14 protein-coding genes are annotated in these 17,763 nt (G+C 56.7%); 9 read left to right on the top strand and 5 right to left on the bottom strand.

Features of this window, described 5'->3' with window-relative positions; translation table 11 throughout:
- Nucleotides 1-19: 19 nt before the first annotated feature.
- The 3 genes from E5201_RS00360 to E5201_RS00350 form a co-directional block, all read right to left on the bottom strand.
- A complete protein-coding gene (locus E5201_RS00360; RefSeq protein ID WP_140984018.1) occupies nt 20-1,609 on the bottom strand; it encodes an MFS transporter in 1,590 nt (529 codons plus the stop codon).
- Nucleotides 1,610-1,739: 130 nt separating this feature from the next.
- Nucleotides 1,740-2,915 carry a beta-galactosidase BglB gene (bglB, locus tag E5201_RS00355; protein ID WP_246050336.1) on the bottom strand — a complete coding sequence of 392 codons (1,176 nt, stop codon included), beginning with the start codon at nt 2,913-2,915 and terminating at the stop codon, nt 1,740-1,742.
- A gap of 29 nt (nt 2,916-2,944) precedes the next feature.
- Nucleotides 2,945-6,916: a beta-galactosidase gene (locus E5201_RS00350; RefSeq protein WP_140984017.1), complete on the bottom strand. Its 3,972-nt coding sequence runs from the start codon at nt 6,914-6,916 to the stop codon at nt 2,945-2,947.
- 302 nt (nt 6,917-7,218) lie between these two features.
- Between E5201_RS00350 and E5201_RS00345 the strand changes: the two genes are divergently transcribed.
- Together E5201_RS00345 and rhaM are read left to right on the top strand one after the other, a co-directional pair.
- Nucleotides 7,219-8,436 carry a rhamnogalacturonan acetylesterase gene (locus E5201_RS00345; RefSeq protein ID WP_246050335.1) on the top strand — a complete coding sequence of 406 codons (1,218 nt, stop codon included), beginning with the start codon at nt 7,219-7,221 and terminating at the stop codon, nt 8,434-8,436.
- Between the two features lie 21 nt (nt 8,437-8,457).
- Nucleotides 8,458-8,778 (top strand): L-rhamnose mutarotase, encoded by a 321-nt coding sequence (gene rhaM, locus E5201_RS00340; RefSeq protein ID WP_140984016.1) that lies wholly within the window; start codon nt 8,458-8,460, stop codon nt 8,776-8,778.
- Between the two features lie 45 nt (nt 8,779-8,823).
- Here the strand turns inward: rhaM and glmM are convergent, their stop codons facing one another.
- A complete protein-coding gene (gene glmM, locus E5201_RS00335) occupies nt 8,824-10,167 on the bottom strand; it encodes a phosphoglucosamine mutase (RefSeq protein ID WP_140984015.1) in 1,344 nt (447 codons plus the stop codon).
- Nucleotides 10,168-10,291: 124 nt separating this feature from the next.
- Here glmM and cmk point away from each other — a divergent pair, with 124 nt between their 5' ends.
- From cmk to mscL, 4 genes are all read left to right on the top strand, one after another.
- Nucleotides 10,292-10,933, top strand: a complete 642-nt coding sequence (cmk, locus tag E5201_RS00330) for a (d)CMP kinase (RefSeq protein WP_140984014.1) — start codon at nt 10,292-10,294, stop codon at nt 10,931-10,933.
- A 132-nt stretch (nt 10,934-11,065) separates the two neighbouring features.
- Nucleotides 11,066-12,823 (top strand): 30S ribosomal protein S1, encoded by a 1,758-nt coding sequence (gene rpsA / locus E5201_RS00325; protein ID WP_281280175.1) that lies wholly within the window; start codon nt 11,066-11,068, stop codon nt 12,821-12,823.
- A gap of 276 nt (nt 12,824-13,099) precedes the next feature.
- Entirely contained in the window at nt 13,100-13,396 is a 297-nt protein-coding gene (locus tag E5201_RS00320) for an integration host factor subunit beta (RefSeq protein WP_140984012.1), read from the top strand.
- Between the two features lie 31 nt (nt 13,397-13,427).
- Nucleotides 13,428-13,838, top strand: a complete 411-nt coding sequence (gene mscL / locus E5201_RS00315) for a large-conductance mechanosensitive channel protein MscL (protein WP_140984011.1) — start codon at nt 13,428-13,430, stop codon at nt 13,836-13,838.
- A gap of 36 nt (nt 13,839-13,874) precedes the next feature.
- On the opposite strand, the gene E5201_RS00310 is transcribed toward mscL, so the two are convergent.
- Nucleotides 13,875-14,822, bottom strand: a complete 948-nt coding sequence (locus E5201_RS00310) for a glucokinase (protein ID WP_140984010.1) — start codon at nt 14,820-14,822, stop codon at nt 13,875-13,877.
- Nucleotides 14,823-14,999: 177 nt separating this feature from the next.
- Between E5201_RS00310 and E5201_RS00305 the strand changes: the two genes are divergently transcribed.
- Genes E5201_RS00305 through trpA form a run of 3 tightly spaced genes read left to right on the top strand, consistent with a single transcriptional unit; the run spans nt 15,000 to nt 17,712 of the window.
- Complete coding sequence (locus tag E5201_RS00305) at nt 15,000-15,662, top strand: phosphoribosylanthranilate isomerase (RefSeq protein WP_140984009.1); 663 nt, start codon at nt 15,000-15,002, stop codon at nt 15,660-15,662.
- Complete coding sequence (gene trpB / locus E5201_RS00300; protein ID WP_140984008.1) at nt 15,659-16,891, top strand: tryptophan synthase subunit beta; 1,233 nt, start codon at nt 15,659-15,661, stop codon at nt 16,889-16,891. Before E5201_RS00305 ends, trpB begins: the two co-directional genes overlap by 4 nt.
- Before the next feature lie 2 nt (nt 16,892-16,893).
- Entirely contained in the window at nt 16,894-17,712 is an 819-nt protein-coding gene (trpA, locus tag E5201_RS00295; RefSeq protein ID WP_140984007.1) for a tryptophan synthase subunit alpha, read from the top strand.
- Nucleotides 17,713-17,763 lie beyond the last annotated feature (51 nt).

Below are 17,763 nucleotides of genomic sequence, written 5' to 3'. Positions count from 1 at the left end.
ACCTGAGGGGTGGCAATGCCTATGACCTGCCACGGCCCCAGAGGTTTTCATATTTCCAGCCGGTCAGATCTTCGACGATCTTGCCTGACTCAGGCGTTTCAGGCTGGGTTTCACCGGCACGCAGACGCTCAACCTCGTGCACCAGAACCGCATGGGTCTTGGCATTGAGTTTGAATGACCACGAAATCCACGCCCCCAGAACCATCATCAGGATCGGGCCACCAATCATCACATAGACGATGGTGTGGATGGCTTCGGGGGTCTGGGTGACGACTGTACCGGCGGGCACGCTCGAAGGTGAAATATAACCCCCTGCATCAATAATCCAACCGGTTGCGATCAGAGCCGCAGACTGGGCGGCCTTACGGGTGAAGGTCATAACACCGGCAAAGATTCCTTCGCGGCGCTGAGCGGTCACCGCTTCGTCCACGTCCGGCAGGTAGTTATAAACTGACCAGGGCACGAAGTTCAGCGTACCACGACCCAGACCGGCCAGAATGATAGGCACAAACAGCCAGAAGATCAGGCCGAAGTTCGATGCGCTGAAGGCCGCAAACAGGTTGCCGTCAAGCGCATTCAGACCGGCAGAGAAGCCTTCAGGTTGCGATACATAGAAACCGGCATACAACAAAAGGGCGGCAATCACGAAGCCAATGGCAATACGATAAGCCGTGGTCGGGCCGGTCTTGATGACGATCTGAATAGCGATGATCACCGAGACAAGCTGGGCGATGTACATGACGGTCATCAGCTGTGAGATAACAGCCGTGGCACCCAGCAGAACGGTCGCCACAAAGATCGGGAAGGCCGTGTTGAAGATATCCTGCGACAGGTAACCGCCGAGATAGATCGACAGATGCTGGCGGAATGCCTTGATGCGCAGCGTAGAGAACAGATCCCGGAACATATTGACCGGAATATTGGCGGCATTCTTCAGCGAGAAGGAGTCGTCCTTATAGTCCAGTTCGTCCTGCGTGTAGGGCCGCTCCCATGAGAAAATGACCACCAGAATAACCACCAGCGAGAACAGCACACCGAAGATGGTGGCCATGATCAGGAAGGTGCTCGGAGAATCCTCACCGCCCAGTTGCTGGATCAGGAAGGCGGGCAGGTAAGACGCCAGAATGGCCGAAGACTGCGCAATGATCATACGCGCACCGGCAAATTTCGCCTTCTCCTTGTAATCCTTGGTCATTTCTGCAGCCAGTGTTTCCCACGGAATGAGGAACATGGTGTAGAGCAACTCAAAGAAAATGAAGATGAACAGGTAATACCAGAAGCTCTGGCCCGTGATGAACAGCAGCGCAAAAGACGGCAGAAGCGGTATGGTGATCAGCAAAAATATCTTTCGCCGCCCGATCTTTCGACCGATCCATGTATGGCGCAGATTGTCGGAAATATAGCCGATCAGCGGGCACGTAATGGCCTCAAGCAGACGCGGCAGACCGAGGATCAGACCGGCCTCAACCGCGCTCAGGTCACAGAAGGTGACGAAGAAATAGAACAGCCAGCCGGTGATGACGGCCTGAGCGCCTGCGCCCAGCATGTCACCGGAACCCCAGCCCCAGTAATTATACCACTTAGGTGTACGAACGGCAGATGGTGCCATCTTTAGTCTCTCCCGGCGGCCATTGTGCTTTGGTAGCGAGTAAACCTCCTGAGGTCGCCGTCAGGAAGTCCGGCTTAGTGCCAAAACGGATTTTCCCGCCCCTTTGGCAAGAGGCGGGAAAATCAGTCGTTTAGATGAAGCGATACAGGAACTCACCCATGGTCAGAAGCGCCATGGCCTGACCAAAGGGCATAGAGGTCAGGGGGATGTCCTTATATTCCTGTATCGAATTAAATACCGGTGTCCCGAACGACACCTGCGTCAGTTCGCCCGCGTCATTGATATGGGCGCGGACGGCCTTGGCCCCCTTGATGCCGATGGCTTCGTACTCTTTCGAGATGTAGCCCTTACGTACGGCCTTGAGGATACCATAGGCAAAACCAGCCGAAGCGGCGGCTTCTTCGTATGAGGTTTCGTCATCAAGAATGGTGCGCCACAGACCCGACGGGGCCTGAACCTTGGCCAGCGCCTTGACCTGAGCCTCAAGGGTCTCAATGAGGAACATGCGGAAGGCGTCGTCCTTCGGCAGGTCCAGAAGCTCGATAAACTCAGGGATCACAATGGTGACCCACGAATTACCACGGCCCCACAGGGCGTTGGCGAAGTTGTGACGGCCATCGAAGGTCCAGCCGTGGAACCACAGGCCGGTCTTGCGATCGGTCAGATACTTGATGTGGATGAGGAACTGGCGCTTGGCCTCTTCGACATAATGCGGACGGTTGAGCAGCAGGCCGATCTTGGCCAGCGGCACAACCGACATCATCAGGGTGTCGTCCCACATCTGCTGGTTATTGACGCTGTTATAGACGATGTGCTGGAAGCCACCTTCTTCGGTGCGCGGCAGTTCGTTATAAACCCATTCTGCCCAGACATCGAGATAAGGCAGATAGCGGCGATCACCGGTGCGCTCATAAAGATAGGCCAGAGTTAAGAACGGCGCGACCGTATTGATGTTGCGCGATGGTGAGCCTTCGGCAAACCGGTCTTCAAACCAGTTGATCATGATGTCCCAGGCTTTTTTATCGCCGGTCATCTCCCAGATCTTGTACATGCCATAAAGGCCAATGCCCTGCGTCCACTCAAAACCGTGCCAGGCCTTGGTGTCAATCACGCGGCCATCGGTCAGTCGCAGCAGGAACTCACCCGAGGTGTCCTCGATATTGACCAGATTGTCGATCAGACCATCGATCGCGCTGAGGTAGTCATTGCGGTCAGCCCCAAGCGCGGCTGACTGATGTTGCAACAGCGGATGAATGTTGAACGGATCGGTTGGTGTCAGGATCTGGTTCTTGGTGTTCACAGACATAGTAAAATACTTCGCAGCAGGAGGACAGTTTAGCGTTGCAGATAGCGTGAGGCGGGCATGATCTCAAGCTCCACACCGCCACGTGCGGTGCGCAGATTGACCAGTTCGACCGGCTCAAGGGCATTTTCCGGCTTGCCGTCAGTGGTGACGGCAAGCGCGATTGTGTTTTCACCGTTCGGGTTCAAAATCCCCGGCGGAATGACGAAGGTACGTTGCGGGCCGATGTGCGAGATGAACTGACCCATGTTCCAGCCGTTGACAAAGATCAGAACGCGGGTGTCACGATCCGAGCGCGGCTTGGTGGTATCACCAAAGGCCAGACCCAGCTGAATGTCGTGATCCTTCGGCAGATCCAGATCAAAGGTCGTGCGCAACCAATATGTACCGGCCTGAGGCGGGGCATCGGTCGTCTTAACCTTGTCCCAGCCTGTGACGAAGTCCTTGTCGTGCGCTGGCGGCAGATACCAGCCTTCGCGCTCGCCATAGAGGCCGCCATTGTTCATCGGGCCACGCACAAGGTCAGCAATCTTTTCACCGCCCTTGTTGCCCTGAATGCGCCACTCGATCGGCACCGCAAAACGGTTGCCGCCCTTGGAGGTCAGGTTGGCTGCGATAAGGCCCCGCGCTTCACGGTGGTAATCATCGGCCATCAGGTTCCAGTTATGGCCGTTGTTACGTACCTGAACCGCGATGACATATTCACCGGCCTTTTCGACCGGCAGGGTCAGCTTTACGCTGTCGGTGGTTTCCGGGAAGGAGCGGCCGGTGTCCATTTCGTCCATGCCGACATATTTGCCGTCGAACCACACCTGCACCATACCTGCGCCACCGGCACCGTAGAACAGCTCAAGCTGGTTGTTCTTCGGGTCGGTGATATTGACGCGGCCACGATACCAGACGTCGCCGTGGTGGAAGCCGTAATCGCTCATCGACAGGGTCGGCTGACCGCGTTCGGGCATAGTCCAGGTCTGGGCGGCAGACGGGCGGGCATCCGCCTTGATCCAGCCTGAGTCATCAAACGCCGGATTGGCTTCAAGCGAATCGAAGCGACGCGTCCAGTTCAGATCGGCCAGCTTCGGCAGGGTGATGGTCTCCGGCCCCTTGACCGCATTGGTCTTATAGCTGCCGTCAGACTGCGCCGTCAGGGCCAGAGCCTCACCGTTGAAGGTCGCACTTTGCAGGGCCGCAGGTGCCCAGATTTCAAAGGCGCTGGCTTCGGTGGTGTCACCAGTCAGGGCCAGAGCGCCACCGTCGATTTTAGCCGTACGCACAAGGGCAGGGGTGTGCTGAAGCACGGCACCGGCTTCGGTATCCTGACGCCAGAAGTGCCAGCTGGTCTGTTCATCAGCGAGCAACAGAAGCATCGGCGCACGGCCACCGCCGGTGACAAGCACGCGGGCCAGACCTTCGTGCTTATAGTTCAGGCGCAGATCGCCCTTGCGGGCGTCAAAGCGTGAAGACACCTTGCCCGACAGCACCGTGACCTTAGGCGCAGAGCTGTAACGCAGGACAGTTTCGCCATCCTCGCCGGTACGGCCATGCAGCAGCACCACATCGCGTTCGCCATGCTGGAAGTGCGTCTGGATTTCCGAGTTGGAATAGACCAGATGCTGACGTTCCATAGCATAGGATGCCAGAAGCATCTTGGCGTCCTGACCATTGACGCGCACCGGAATCGTATAGGTGCCGTCTTTGGTCGTCAGTTCAAACGTGCCGCGGTCATCTGTGACGGCATTCGACGGATTATGCACGGCAAACAGGATGTGGGTGCCGAGCGTCGGATTGATGTTGTGATAGACCTGAAGCTTGTCGTTGGTCGGCTTGAGGATCGGGCCCTTGTCCATTTCGCCCAGCACTTTTTCAGCCGCCTGAACGAACATGCCCTGTTGCTTGAGGGCATAGGCCTTGTCACGCAAGCCACGGTCTTCGGAAATCGCCGCGCCATAGTCATAAGAGGTATAGACCACAGGCCCTGCCAGCCAGCCCCATGAGGTGCCGCCAAACGTCATATAGGCGTTATGGATGGTAATGCGGTTGATCAGGTTGGTGCCATAGAACACGCGCTGATAGCCAACGCCCTGACGCTTTGAGGTACACTCATAGGTACCGTTCGAGCCCCAGTAATCGAACCAGCCACCACCCAGTTCAGCGGCAAAGCCCGGTGTGTTAGGCGAAGACAGCGAACCGACCTTAGGGATGTTCTTGCCGTAGATACCCCAGTCAGGGGCAATATTCGGCGTGCCGGGTTGTGCATGAACGTCACAGACGCCGCCGGGATAGCCGTCAAAGGCATAGAGATCGGTCGGCCCGGGGTTCGCCCACGGAGCCGTTGAGTTCTTCGGCGTCCAGTCAGGCAGACGGCCCGCCGCATTATGGAAGAACGGAACCGTGATGCCATCTTCACGGGCCTTGACCGCCAGATGCTCCATCTGACGGACGTGCTTAGGCTCAACCTTACCCAGTTCGTTCTCAAGCTGATAGGCGATGACCGTGCCGCCACCGGTCGTCAGCTGGTGACGGGCGATGATCGGGTTGATCTGGCTCATCCACTCATCGGTGGCCGCCAGATAGAGGGGGTCGTCGGTACGGGCTTCGGCGCGCTGACGGCGCATCCAGCCGGGATAGCCGCCGCCGGTCAGTTCGGCATTCACATAGGGGCCGGTACGGGCGATGACATACATGCCTTCTTCGGCCGCAATTTCCAGCGCACGCTCTACGTTACGCACATTGGAGAAGTCATAAACGCCCGGAGACGGGGAGTGATAACCCCAGTCGAAATAGAAGGCGACGCCGTTAAAGCCTGAGGCCTTCATCTTCTGGATGACATCGCGCCACAGAGACGGGTTAGGCAGACGGAAGGGGTGGATTTCGCCCGACCAGACGACGATGCGTTCGCCATCAACCATCAGGGAGTGCTCATCCCAGGTGATGGTCTTGGGTGTGCCCGCAGGCTTCGTGACTTCGTTATAGACCTTGCGATCTTCCGACAGGACGGTGAAGTGACGCACCGAACCGGATACGCCGCCGATTTCCTTCTTCGGCGTCCACGTCTTGAAGCCGTCATGGCTGTCAGAATACCAATAGTGCTTGGTCATATAGTCATCGAAATAGATGCGCCAGCCGCCGTCCGGCAGCTTAACCAGCGCCTGACCTTCGGAAGGGCCACCCCAGCCGGCCCAGTCGCCGGTCTTTTCCAGCTTCCACGGCCCCTTGAGGGTTTTGGCGGTCGCCAGTTCGATGAACTTGGTGGTTTCGTTTTTCGTAAAGGCGGTATAGCCGCTGCCGTCTTCGTTAGCGATGACGAAGGTGTCGATATAGTTGCCCTGAAGGCCCTGCATCGGGATCGGGTCGGACCACTGGGTCAGATCGGCATTGGCCTCAATAATATAGGCGCCAAACGGGCCTTCGGTGCCATTAGCGGAAAGCGATACGATAACCTTAAGTGACCCGTCCTTGTCACGGAACCATTCCGGTGCCCAGACGTTTTTCACGCCCGCAAGCTTAACCGGCACGTGCTGGACGAATTCCCAGTCTTTCAGGTTCTTTGACTTAAGGATTCCGAAATCGCTGCCGTTCCAGTCAGTCGTATAGACGACGTAATAATAGCCATCCGTATGACGGATGATCGACGGATCGCGCAGCAGGCGCTCTTCGGGCTGGAAGGCTTCCGAGCGCAGGGTGTTGAAATTGATGCCGTCATTAGAGGCAAAAAGGCTCAGGGTGTTCTGCGACGATGCCAGAAAGCTGGTCATAATAAAGACCGGCCCGTCTTTTTCAGCCGTTGCGCCCAGATTGACCTGACTGACCTTACCTGACGCCGCAGCGGTGGCTGCCTGCGTATTATAAGGCGCGGTATCCGAGGCCTGAGGGATGCCCAGTTCCTGAGCCGCCGCCTGGCCGCCCATGCCTATTAAGGCTGCCATCAGCACGGCACGTGAGGTTTGAGACTTTACAATTCGCGACAAGGTCACGCTCTTTGGGCGCGTGGCAAAGTAGATCATAAATTCGGTCTTCCTTCAGGGAGTTCCCAGTAACTGGCTTTTATCTGTCCATGCGGACAGGCGGGGCCGTGCAGGCCAGCCCCCGTTTGGGCGCTAAGATGACATTGACTAATGCGCATATCAATGAAAAAATATCAAAAACGAGCATAAAAGGGACTGATGTGCGCACGAAAAGCGGCAATATGATCAAAATCAATCAGACAAATTGGCGGAAACAGACATGTGCCGCGATAGCCCTGATTGGGCTTCTGGGTGCGCCCTTACCGGCCTTGGCTGAGGCGGCCCAAAATGACCGGAAACCTATGACACAGACCTATGTCTTCACCACCGATGCTGCATCCAAAAAGGCACTTCCGGTCGGTGCCATCTCTGTCAGGACGGCCGAGCCGTGGAATGACACGGCGGGTTACGGTTTCACGAGCCAGCTTAATGGCAATGAACAGGCTTTCTCCGTGCGTGTACCCGACGGGGATTATCGGGTGCGTATTGAGCTGGACTCGGGCAACCGCCCCAGCCGCACCAGCCTGTGGTCCGAAGACCGCCGCCTGATGCTGCCGCCCGTCGTGCTTAAACGCTCGGAAAAGCGCACCGTCGAATTTATCGCCAATATGCGCACGCCCTTTCTGGATGGAAAATCCGAGCAGGATGTCAATGCCCCTAAGGTCGGCTTGCGCGGAGATGAAAATATCAGCCGCAACTGGGACAACCGCCTGACCATCAGCGCATCGGGGCCTGACATTGCTCAGGTGCGTTCAATCACCATTGAGGCCGTACAGCCGCGTCGCGTCTTTCTGGCGGGCGATTCGACCGTAAGTGATCAGGGGGGCGCGGATTATGCCTCATGGGGCCAGATGCTGCCGCGTTTCCTGAGCAACGATGTTTCGGTCGCCAATCACGCCCGTTCGGGTGAAACCATGAAATCCTTTGTCACTTCTCTGCGCTGGGACAAGCTGCTCAGTCAGGTGCGCGAAGGCGATATTGTCCTCATTCAGTTTGCCCATAACGACCAGAAAAAGCAGTGGCCGCGCACCTATGTCAGCGCCGAAGCCGGTTATCCGGCATGGCTTAAGGCCTTTGCTGCGGACGCCCAGACACGTGGCGCTCAGGTGGTGCTCATCAGCCCTGTGGCGCGCCGCTTCTTCAAAGACGGTAAGATCGAGAATACCCACGGTCAGTATGATCAGGCGGTACGCGACGTGGCCGCCGAGCTTAAGCTGCCGCTCGTTGATCTGACGCAACAAACCACCACCTTCTATGAGGCACTCGGGCCGGACATCAGCCCTCTGGCCTTCGGTCAGAACGGGGCGGACAAAACCCACCATAATGCCTATGGCGCGTGGGTTATTGCCAACTATGTCGCCACCGTCATCACGGATCCGGCCTCAGGCCTTGATCTTAAGCCTGCACCTGATTTTGTGGCCTTTGATCCGGCAAAGCCCGCTGACCCTCGCAATTTCGAGCTGAAACCGACGGACTGGCCGCAAATGCGCGAAGTCGTCACCGCCGTTTCAGGTAACTGATCTTTTTAAAGGAATCTCACCATGACCTTGCAAACCCATGCCTTCAAGATGCAGCTTAAGCCGGGCTTTGAGGCCGAATATCAAAAGCGCCATGATGAAATCTGGCCGGAACTGTCTGACCTGCTGCATGAGGCCGGCGTGTCGGACTATTCGATCTTTCTCGATACGGAAACCCTGACCCTATTCGGTGTCCTTAAGCGTACGGCGGATCATGGCATGGCCGATCTGCCGAGCCATCCGGTTATGAAAAAGTGGTGGGCCTACATGGCAGACATCATGGATTCTAACCCTGATAATTCGCCGGTCGCCACTGACCTAAAACACGTGTTCCATATGGCTTAAAATGAAAAGCCCCTTCCGGTTAAAAATCGGAAGGGGCTTTTTCTTTTAGTGGGCTATGGCGTCTGCGATTTGCTGAACGGCGGCCTTGACCTTGGCTTCGTCATCGCCCTCGGCCATGACGCGGATCAGGGGCTCGGTGCCTGAGGGGCGCACCAGAACGCGGCCTTCGCCCTTCAAAAGTTCTTCGGCCTCAGCGATAGCCGCCTGAACGGCTTCTGATTTCAGCGGGCTTTCACCGCTGAAACGCACGTTCTTCAGCAATTGCGGCACCGGCTTGAACTGGTGAGCCAGTTCGCTGACCGGCTTGCCCGACTCCACGCGCACGGCCAGCACCTGAAGCGCGGCCATAAGCCCGTCACCGGTCGTCGCATGGTCGCGCATGATCACATGGCCGGATTGCTCACCCCCCAGATTAAAGCCGCCTTCGCGCATACGCTCCATAACATAGCGGTCACCCACCTTGGTGCGCTCAAGGCTTAAGCCCTTGGACTGCATCAGGCGCTCAAACCCAAGGTTTGACATGACCGTCGCCACAACCCCGCCGCCCTTAAGCTGGCCTTTGGATGCCCAGTGAGAGGCAATAATGGCCATGATCTGATCACCATCGACGATCTGGCCCTTTTCGTCACAGACCACCACACGGTCGGCATCGCCATCGAGCGCGATCCCGATATCGGCGCGCAGTTCCCTGACCTTTTCGATCATGGCTTCAGGGCGGGTCGAACCGCATTTCTCGTTGATATTTACACCATCAGGCGCCACGCCGATGGAAAACACCTCGGCCCCCAGTTCATAAAGCGCGGTCGGTGCCACCTTATAAGCAGCGCCATTGGCGCAATCGATGACAATGCGCAGACCATTCAGGCGCAGGTCGCGCGGGAAGGTGGCCTTGGCAATTTCGACATAGCGCCACTGGGCGTCATCAACGCGCTGCACCCGACCGAGCTTGTGGGCATCGGCCACACCCTCAAGGATATTGCCGTCCATGCGCGCTTCGATCTCAAGCTCGACCTCATCCGACAGCTTATAGCCATCCGGCCCGAACAGCTTGATACCATTATCGGCAAAGGCATTATGCGAGGCCGAGATCATCACCCCCAGATCGGCACGCATGGTACGTGTCATCATGGCCACGCCCGGTGTAGGCAGCGGCCCGAACAGGCGCACATCCATGCCCACAGAAGTAAAACCCGCCACCAGTGCCGGTTCGATCATATAGCCCGAAAGGCGCGTATCCTTGCCGATAACCACCAGATGCCGCCGGTCGCTTTCCGACATGAACATCTTTCCAGCCGCCATACCGACGCGATAAGCGACCTCGGCGGTCATGGGAAAGGTATTGGCACGGCCACGGATGCCGTCGGTGCCGAAATACTTGCGTTGGCTCATAGATATTCCTGCGGTCTTCCTGATGATAATTGGTGGCCTGTATAACAGACCCATTGTAAAATTTGACTAAAGCTTTGTGCTTTTTTGTTACGTCAGGTCTGTAAGCGGTGTAATCGGTCTGATTATGACCAAGCCGCTGATTATTGCTTTTGATGGCCCCGCTGCGTCGGGCAAGGGCACGCTCGCCTCGCGCATTGCCACTGACTATGGCCTGCCGATGCTGGACACCGGCCTCCTGTATCGCGCCATTGGCTTCCTGCGCGCTGAGGCTCAGGGCGATATGGCCGATGCCGCCGCTGTTGCCGCGCTGGCCTCTGATATTACGCCTGAACTTCTGGAAAATCCGTCACTTCGCGGCAGAGGGGCCGGCGAGTGGGCCTCTCAGGTCGCCGCCATTCCTGAGGTGCGCACGGCCCTGAAACAGTTTCAGATCGATTTCGCGCAGCAGCCTTCGGGTGCGATACTTGATGGCCGTGATATAGGCACGGTCATTGCGCCGGATGCCGATGTGAAAATATTTGTCACCGCCGCCCCTGAGGTGCGCGCACACCGCCGCTGGCTGCAACTGGTGAAGGATACGCCCGATCTTACGCCTGATGAGGTTCTGGCCGATATCCGCCTGAGGGACGAGCGCGATTCGTCGCGCTCATCCGCGCCACTGGAAATGGCCAAAGATGCGGTCTTGCTAGATACCACCGATTTAGGTATAGAGGCCGCCATAGAACATGCGCGACGTATCGTGAAAGACCGCCGTGGCTCCCATTAAAGGAGCTAAATCTAACCGGCGATCTTATCGAAGATGATCAGGGATCACGATTCTTGCCTTTGCGGATTCTCGTATCCGGCTGACTCTATCTGAATATCTCCTTTTTATCCCAAAGCCGCCCGTTACGGCCTGATGTGTGTCCCGCGCCCTGATGCGTGCCCCGTCAATTCCGCCGTGCCGGTCGCCAACCAAACTGAGAACTTTATGAGCGAATATAATCCGTCACGTGACGATTTTGCTGCCCTGCTGGACGAGAGCCTGCACGGCCGCGACATGCTTGAAGGTCAGGTCGTACACGGTCTGGTCGTTGGCGTTGAAAAAGATTACGTCATCGTTGACGTCGGTCTGAAGACCGAAGGCCGCATCCCCCTTAAGGAATTCGGTTCCGACGCCGCTGGCCTGAAGGTCGGCAACACCGTCGAAGTCTTCCTTGAGCGCGTTGAAAACGCTGTTGGCGAAGCCGTCATCAGCCGTGAAAAGGCCCGCCGCGAAGAAGCCTGGACACGCCTCGAAGTCGTGTTCAACAAAGGCGAGCCGGTCATGGGTACGATCGTTGGTCGCGTTAAGGGCGGCTTCACGGTTGATATGGACGGCGCTTCGGGCTTCCTGCCTGGTTCTCAGGTGGACATCCGTCCGGTACGCGACATCGCGCCTCTGATGGGCAAGGAACAGCCTTTCGCCATCCTTAAGATGGACCGTCCGCGTGGCAATATCGTTGTGTCGCGTCGTGCGATCCTCGAAGAAGCCCGTGCTGAGCAGCGCACCGAGCTGGTCGGTCAGCTGGCCGAAGGCGAAATCCGTGACGGCGTCGTCAAGAACATCACCGATTACGGTGCGTTCGTTGACCTCGGCGGCATCGACGGCCTGCTGCACGTTACCGACATGTCGTGGAAGCGCGTTTCGCATCCGTCACAAGTCCTCAACGTCGGCGACAGCGTCAAGGTTCAGATCATCAAGATCAACCCCGACACGCAACGTATCTCGCTCGGCATGAAGCAGCTTCAGTCCGATCCGTGGGATGGTGTTGACCTGAAATATCCGGTCGGCGGCAAGTTCTCGGGCCGTATCACCAACATCACTGACTACGGCGCCTTCGTTGAGCTGGAATCAGGCGTTGAAGGTCTGGTGCACGTTTCCGAAATGTCATGGACCAAGAAGAACGTCCATCCGGGCAAGATCGTTTCGACTTCGCAGGAAGTTGAAGTGGTTGTTCTCGAAGTTGACGCCGCAAAGCGTCGCGTTTCGCTCGGCCTCAAGCAGGCTCAGGCCAACCCATGGGATGACTTCCTCTCGAAGCACCCTGTCGGTTCGACGATCGAAGGTGAAGTCAAGAATGCGACCGAATTCGGTCTGTTCATCGGCTTTGAAAACGACATCGACGGCATGGTTCACCTGTCTGACCTCGACTGGAACGTGGCTGGCGAAGAAGCCATCACCAAGTACAAGAAGGGTGATGTCATCAAGACCAAGGTTCTGGACGTTGACGTCGAAAAGGAACGCATCTCGCTCGGCGTTAAGCAACTGGGCGGCGATCCGATGACGGGCGACACCTTCAAGAAGGGCCAGACTGTCACCGTAACCGTAACCGAAGTGACTTCGGGTGGTATCGAAGTGAAGTTCGGTGAAGACGACGCACCTGTGTCGGCCTTCATCCGTAAGTCTGACCTGTCGCGTGACCGTAACGAACAACGCGTTGAGCGTTTCGCCGTCGGCGACCGTCTCGATGCCCAGATCACCAATGTCGACAAGGCCGCCCGTAAGGTCAGCGTTTCGGTAAAGGCTCTGGAAATGTCGGCGGAAAAGGAAGCCATTGAGCAGTACGGCTCGCAGGATTCCGGCGCATCGCTCGGCGACATTCTGGGTGCGGCGCTTCGCCAGTCCAAGGAGTAGTTGGCCAAGGAATAGTCGACCAAAGAATAGTTTGAACCGGACGCATAGTCCGGCTTGAATTTAAGCCCCTGTAGCAAAAGGACTTTATTGTCTGGCCGCTACAGGGGCTTATTTTTTGCCCACAGCCTTAGTCTGTAAGGGTTTAAGGCTGTGGCGTCTGATCACAACTATGAATTGGTAGCGCTATCATTAAGTTAATTTACCAACAACCCCTTGATCCGTCATTCATTTTCAATCATGTTGAGTCGACGAAAACTCCACTTTCCGGGGGATACGATGTTAAAATCTGAGCTTATTGAGCGATTGGCGTCCGAGTATCCGCACATGACGCAAAAGGATGTGGAGCGGGTGGTAAACCTGATTCTCGAATCCATGATCGACACCCTTGAAAAGGGCGGACGCGTTGAGTTGCGTGGCTTCGGGGCCTTATCGGTGCGCTCGCGTCCGGCGCGTGCGGGTCGTAATCCGCGCACCGGCGAAGCGGTATCTGTGCCAGCCAAACATGTGCCCTTTTTCAAAAGCGGCAAGGAACTGCGTGAGCGTCTGAACCTGACCGGCGACGATAACGAATAGGCCCGCTGTAGATGGGTCCTGAGGATTTTTTATGAGCATTATTTCAGAATTCAAAACCTTTCTGGCGCGCGGCAATGCGCTTGATCTGGCGGTCGGTGTGGTCATCGGTGCCGCCTTTGGTAATATCGTTTCCTCGCTGGTTGATCATATCATTATGCCGCCGATTGGCGTGCTGACCGGCGGTGTGGATTTCTCTGACCTGAAGTGGGTTATGGTGCCGGCCAATGAGGCCGCAGGCACGGCTGAAGCGGCCATCTCCTACGGCCTGTTCATCAATGCGGTCATTCAGTTTGTGATTATCGGCTTTGCCATTTTCATGGTCGTCAAGCTGGTCAACAAAGCTTTCCCGCCGCCGCCCGCAGCCCCCGCGGCACCAGCAGGGCCAACGGAAATCGAGCTTCTGGCCGATATTCTGGCCCAGCTGAAAAAGCAGGAAAAATAGCAAAAAAGCCGTCGGACATTCCGGCGGCTTTTTTGTTTATTCAAACAGGGTCGTAAGGCCCACAAGTTCTATATCCGGCACCCGCGTAATATAGACCGGTATATCCTCCAGAAACGCTCTGAGCCGCCCCTTATCCGTAAAGCGGTCGGCAAAGGTCTGCCAGTTCAGCAGCCCCTCAAGATGATTGATCAGGTGCCCCGACAGATAAATCCCCCCGCGTGCGCCTAGCATCAGGGCGACATCCGAAGCCATGGCCGCCAGCCAGCCTGTACACAGATCAATCGTTTCCACGGCGCGGGCCTCGCCCTTATGGGCGAGGGTGAGGATTTCCGCAGCGGTCAATGTCTGGCCCGTGTTCTCACCCAGAAGGCCAAGCGCATAATAGATTTCAGTCAGGCCTTGTAAGGACGCGACGCGTTCCCGCGAGACGTGGCCGTATTTTTTCCTCAGCTGATCGAAAACCGCCTGTTCGCGATCATTGGTCACCGCCAGATCAGTGTGTCCGCCTTCGCAGGGCAGGACGGTCGCACGGTTGAATTCATCGGTAATAATACCGGCCATACCAAGGCCCGTACCGGCACCGATCATGGCGCGGGCGAGGGTTTCATCGCCTTCGCCGCCACAGATTTTGACAACCTCGGTGTCATAAAGGCGCGGCACCGCCATGGCGCGGGACACACAGTCATTGACGATGTGCAGGCGCTGGATATTCAGCAGTTCCCGCAGATCGTTGCGATGAAGGCGGAACTGATGGTTGGGCATGGATATGCCCGCTTCGGTTTCCCAGCCACAGGCGGAAACGGCGGCCCCCATCAGTTTGGGATCATCATTGAGCTTCAGGAAGTCCTCAACCGATCGCTTAAACGACTCAAGCGAATCACACGGATACTGGGTGGTCGCATCGGGCCGTCCCCCTGGCCTCACCAGTGCCAGACTGATTGTCGCCGTGTTTGATAAGTCACTAAGCAGAACCCAGGACGCCATAATTTCCTCTATTCCTGTATGTCCGGACTTTGTTTTCCGGTATTGTTTTTTAAGCCAGCTTATCCGCCCTGTACGCGGCGGGGAGGCAGGTCTGATCTTTTGCAGAACACGGTTTAGCTGTTAATTCTTGATTTTTATTAAAGTGCCGCACATTTATCAGAAAAAACAAGGCTTATTATGACGGTATTGGTTAAAATTTGTGGTATAGTCGATGATGTTATCGCTCACAGGGCCATAGATGACAGCGCTGACATGCTCGGCTTTGTCTTTTTCCCCAAAAGCCCGCGCCATTTGCCTATTGATGTTGCGCGAAATGTGATCACAAACGCACGGGCCTATACTACCGCCGCTACAGTAAGACCAAAGATGGTCAGTGTAATGGTCAATCCCGATGATTCTCTCCTTAAGCTGATCATCGAGGCCCTGTCACCCGATGTCATTCAGCTGCACGGTCATGAAACCCCTGAGCGGGTGCGTGACATCCATGCGCGTTTCAATACGCCACTGATAAAGGCTATAAGCGTTTCCGACGCTTCGGACGTAGCATCTGCAAAGGCCTATGAACCCTATGTTGACTACCTGATGTTTGACGCCAAACCCCCGGCAGGGGCGGCGCTGCCCGGCGGTGTCGGCGCGCGCTTCGACTGGAGCCTGATGCAGCATTACAGAGGCCATAAGCCGTGGTTTCTGGCGGGTGGGCTTAATCCCGACAATGTTTCATCGGCTATTTCCCTGTCAAAAGCCCCTTTAGTGGACGTTTCCTCTGGTGTTGAGCGCGCACCCGGCTTAAAAGACCCGTCCCTGATTACGCAGTTCATTAACAACGCCAAGCAGACATGACCGACACACATTCCATTCCCAACCACTATGACATGCCGGACGCCAAGGGCCGGTTTGGTGATTTCGGCGGGCTCTATGTCCCTGAAACCCTGATGCCGCTGGTGCTGGAACTGAATGAGGCGTGGGAAGACGCCAAAAAAGACGAAGCCTTCTGGGCCGAGTTCCACAGCCTGCTGAAATATTTCGTCGGTCGTCCGTCACCGCTCTATTATGCTGAGCGCCTGACTCAGCATTTCGGTGGTGCAAAGATTTACTTCAAGCGCGAAGAGCTGAACCACACCGGCGCGCACAAGATCAATAACTGCATCGGCCAGATCCTTCTGGCCAAGCGTATGGGCCGTAAGCGCATCATCGCGGAAACCGGTGCCGGTCAGCATGGCGTGGCCTCGGCCACCGTCTGTGCGCGTTTTGACCTGCCGTGCATCGTCTATATGGGTGCGCTTGATGTTGAGCGCCAAAAGCCCAACGTCTTCCGCATGAACCTGCTGGGGGCAGAGGTTCGCCCTGTGACCAACGGTAATGGTACGCTGAAAGACGCGATGAACGAAGCCCTGCGTGACTGGGTGACCAATGTCCACGACACCTATTACATGATCGGTACGGCGGCAGGCATGCACCCCTATCCCGTGATGGTGCGCGATTTCCAGTCGGTGATCGGCAAGGAAACGAAAGAACAGATTCTCGAACTCGAAGGCCGTCTGCCGGATGCGGTGATCGCCGCTGTGGGGGGTGGCTCGAACGCCATCGGCCTGTTCCACCCCTTTATTGACGACGACAGCGTGAAAATCGTCGGCGTCGAAGCCGCCGGTCATGGCCTTGAGGTCTATAACGGCCACGCCGCCTCGCTCAATGGCGGTCGTCCGGGCGTCCTGCATGGCAATCGTACCTATTTGCTTCAGGACGATGACGGCCAGATTCTTGAGGGGCATTCCATTTCGGCAGGCCTTGATTATCCGGGCATCGGGCCGGAACATGCGCACCTGTTTGACACGGGCCGCGCCCGCTACGTGACAGCGACCGACAAAGAGGCCCTCGAAGCCTTCCAGTTGACCTCGAAGCTTGAGGGCATTATTCCGGCACTCGAATCATCCCATGCCATTGCCCGTGTCGGCGATCTGGCTAAGGAAGTGGGTAAGGGCGGTATAGTGGTGCTTAATCTGTCAGGACGCGGTGATAAGGACATTTTCACTGTCGCCAATGCGCTGGGTCAGCAAATGGGAGGCCTCTGAGCATGAGCGTCGCCCGTATTGATGCCCGTTTCGCCAAGCTGAAGGCGGAAAACAAATCGGCCTTTGTGTCCTATATCATGGCCGGTGATCCCGATGTGGAAACGTCCTTTGAAATCCTCAAAGGCTTGCCCGCTGCCGGTGTCGATATCATTGAGCTGGGCTTTCCCTTCTCTGATCCGATGGCCGAAGGCCCGACCATTCAGCTGGCGGCAGAACGCTCGCTGAAGGCCGGAACAAAGATCGCTCAGGTGTTTGAACTGGCGCGGCGGTTCCGCGAAACCGATCAGGACACTCCGCTGATTCTGATGGGCTATATGAATCCCGTTGAGAACATGGGCTATGAAGGCTTTGCCAATGCCTGCGCTGAGGCTGGTATTGACGGCCTGATCGTGGTCGATTGCCCGCCCGAAGAAGCCGATGGCCTGAGCGATGCGCTCGATGCCGCCGATGTGGCCCTGATCCGTCTGGCGACGCCTACGACCGATGCCGCGCGTCTCCAGACACTCATTAAACGCACCAAGGGCTTCATCTATTATGTCTCGGTCGCCGGTGTGACCGGCGTCAAGGAAGTCGATGCCGGTGGCATCGCCGCCGAAGTGGCCAAGGTCAAGGCGGCGTCAGGTCTGCCGGTCGTGGTCGGCTTTGGCATACGTACACCGGAACGCGCCGCCGAAGTGGCCCGCATTGCCGATGCCGCCGTGGTCGGTTCGGCTCTGGTGGATGAAATCAAGAAATCTTTACCTGAAAACGCTCAGGCTGTAACAAAAGTGCTGGAAACCGCGCGCGTTTTGGCTCAGGCTGTACATCAGGCGCGTGTGTAATACGTGCCTCATGCCAAAAAGTGGGTGCCGGTTTTTGGATAACATGAGGCA

The sequence above is a fragment of the Asticcacaulis tiandongensis genome (assembly GCF_006475605.1).
In the GTDB taxonomy this organism is placed as follows: Bacteria; Pseudomonadota; Alphaproteobacteria; order Caulobacterales; family Caulobacteraceae; genus Asticcacaulis; species Asticcacaulis tiandongensis.
Note: the sequence above shows the minus strand (reverse complement) of the source record. Positions and strands in the feature narration are given on the sequence as shown.

What these genes read in the sequence shown, in the direction of transcription:
- E5201_RS00360 (WP_140984018.1), bottom strand. Translation starts at nt 1,609, where the DNA reads ATGGCACCATCTGCCGTTCGTACACCTAAGTGGTATAATTACTGGGGC.
- bglB (WP_246050336.1), bottom strand. Translation starts at nt 2,915, where the DNA reads ATGTCTGTGAACACCAAGAACCAGATCCTGACACCAACCGATCCGTTC.
- E5201_RS00350 (WP_140984017.1), bottom strand. Translation starts at nt 6,916, where the DNA reads ATGATCTACTTTGCCACGCGCCCAAAGAGCGTGACCTTGTCGCGAATT.
- E5201_RS00345 (WP_246050335.1), top strand. Translation starts at nt 7,219, where the DNA reads ATGACACAGACCTATGTCTTCACCACCGATGCTGCATCCAAAAAGGCA.
- rhaM (WP_140984016.1), top strand. Translation starts at nt 8,458, where the DNA reads ATGACCTTGCAAACCCATGCCTTCAAGATGCAGCTTAAGCCGGGCTTT.
- glmM (WP_140984015.1), bottom strand. Translation starts at nt 10,167, where the DNA reads ATGAGCCAACGCAAGTATTTCGGCACCGACGGCATCCGTGGCCGTGCC.
- cmk (WP_140984014.1), top strand. Translation starts at nt 10,292, where the DNA reads ATGACCAAGCCGCTGATTATTGCTTTTGATGGCCCCGCTGCGTCGGGC.
- rpsA (WP_281280175.1), top strand. Translation starts at nt 11,066, where the DNA reads ATGTGTGTCCCGCGCCCTGATGCGTGCCCCGTCAATTCCGCCGTGCCG.
- E5201_RS00320 (WP_140984012.1), top strand. Translation starts at nt 13,100, where the DNA reads ATGTTAAAATCTGAGCTTATTGAGCGATTGGCGTCCGAGTATCCGCAC.
- mscL (WP_140984011.1), top strand. Translation starts at nt 13,428, where the DNA reads ATGAGCATTATTTCAGAATTCAAAACCTTTCTGGCGCGCGGCAATGCG.
- E5201_RS00310 (WP_140984010.1), bottom strand. Translation starts at nt 14,822, where the DNA reads ATGGCGTCCTGGGTTCTGCTTAGTGACTTATCAAACACGGCGACAATC.
- E5201_RS00305 (WP_140984009.1), top strand. Translation starts at nt 15,000, where the DNA reads ATGACGGTATTGGTTAAAATTTGTGGTATAGTCGATGATGTTATCGCT.
- trpB (WP_140984008.1), top strand. Translation starts at nt 15,659, where the DNA reads ATGACCGACACACATTCCATTCCCAACCACTATGACATGCCGGACGCC.
- trpA (WP_140984007.1), top strand. Translation starts at nt 16,894, where the DNA reads ATGAGCGTCGCCCGTATTGATGCCCGTTTCGCCAAGCTGAAGGCGGAA.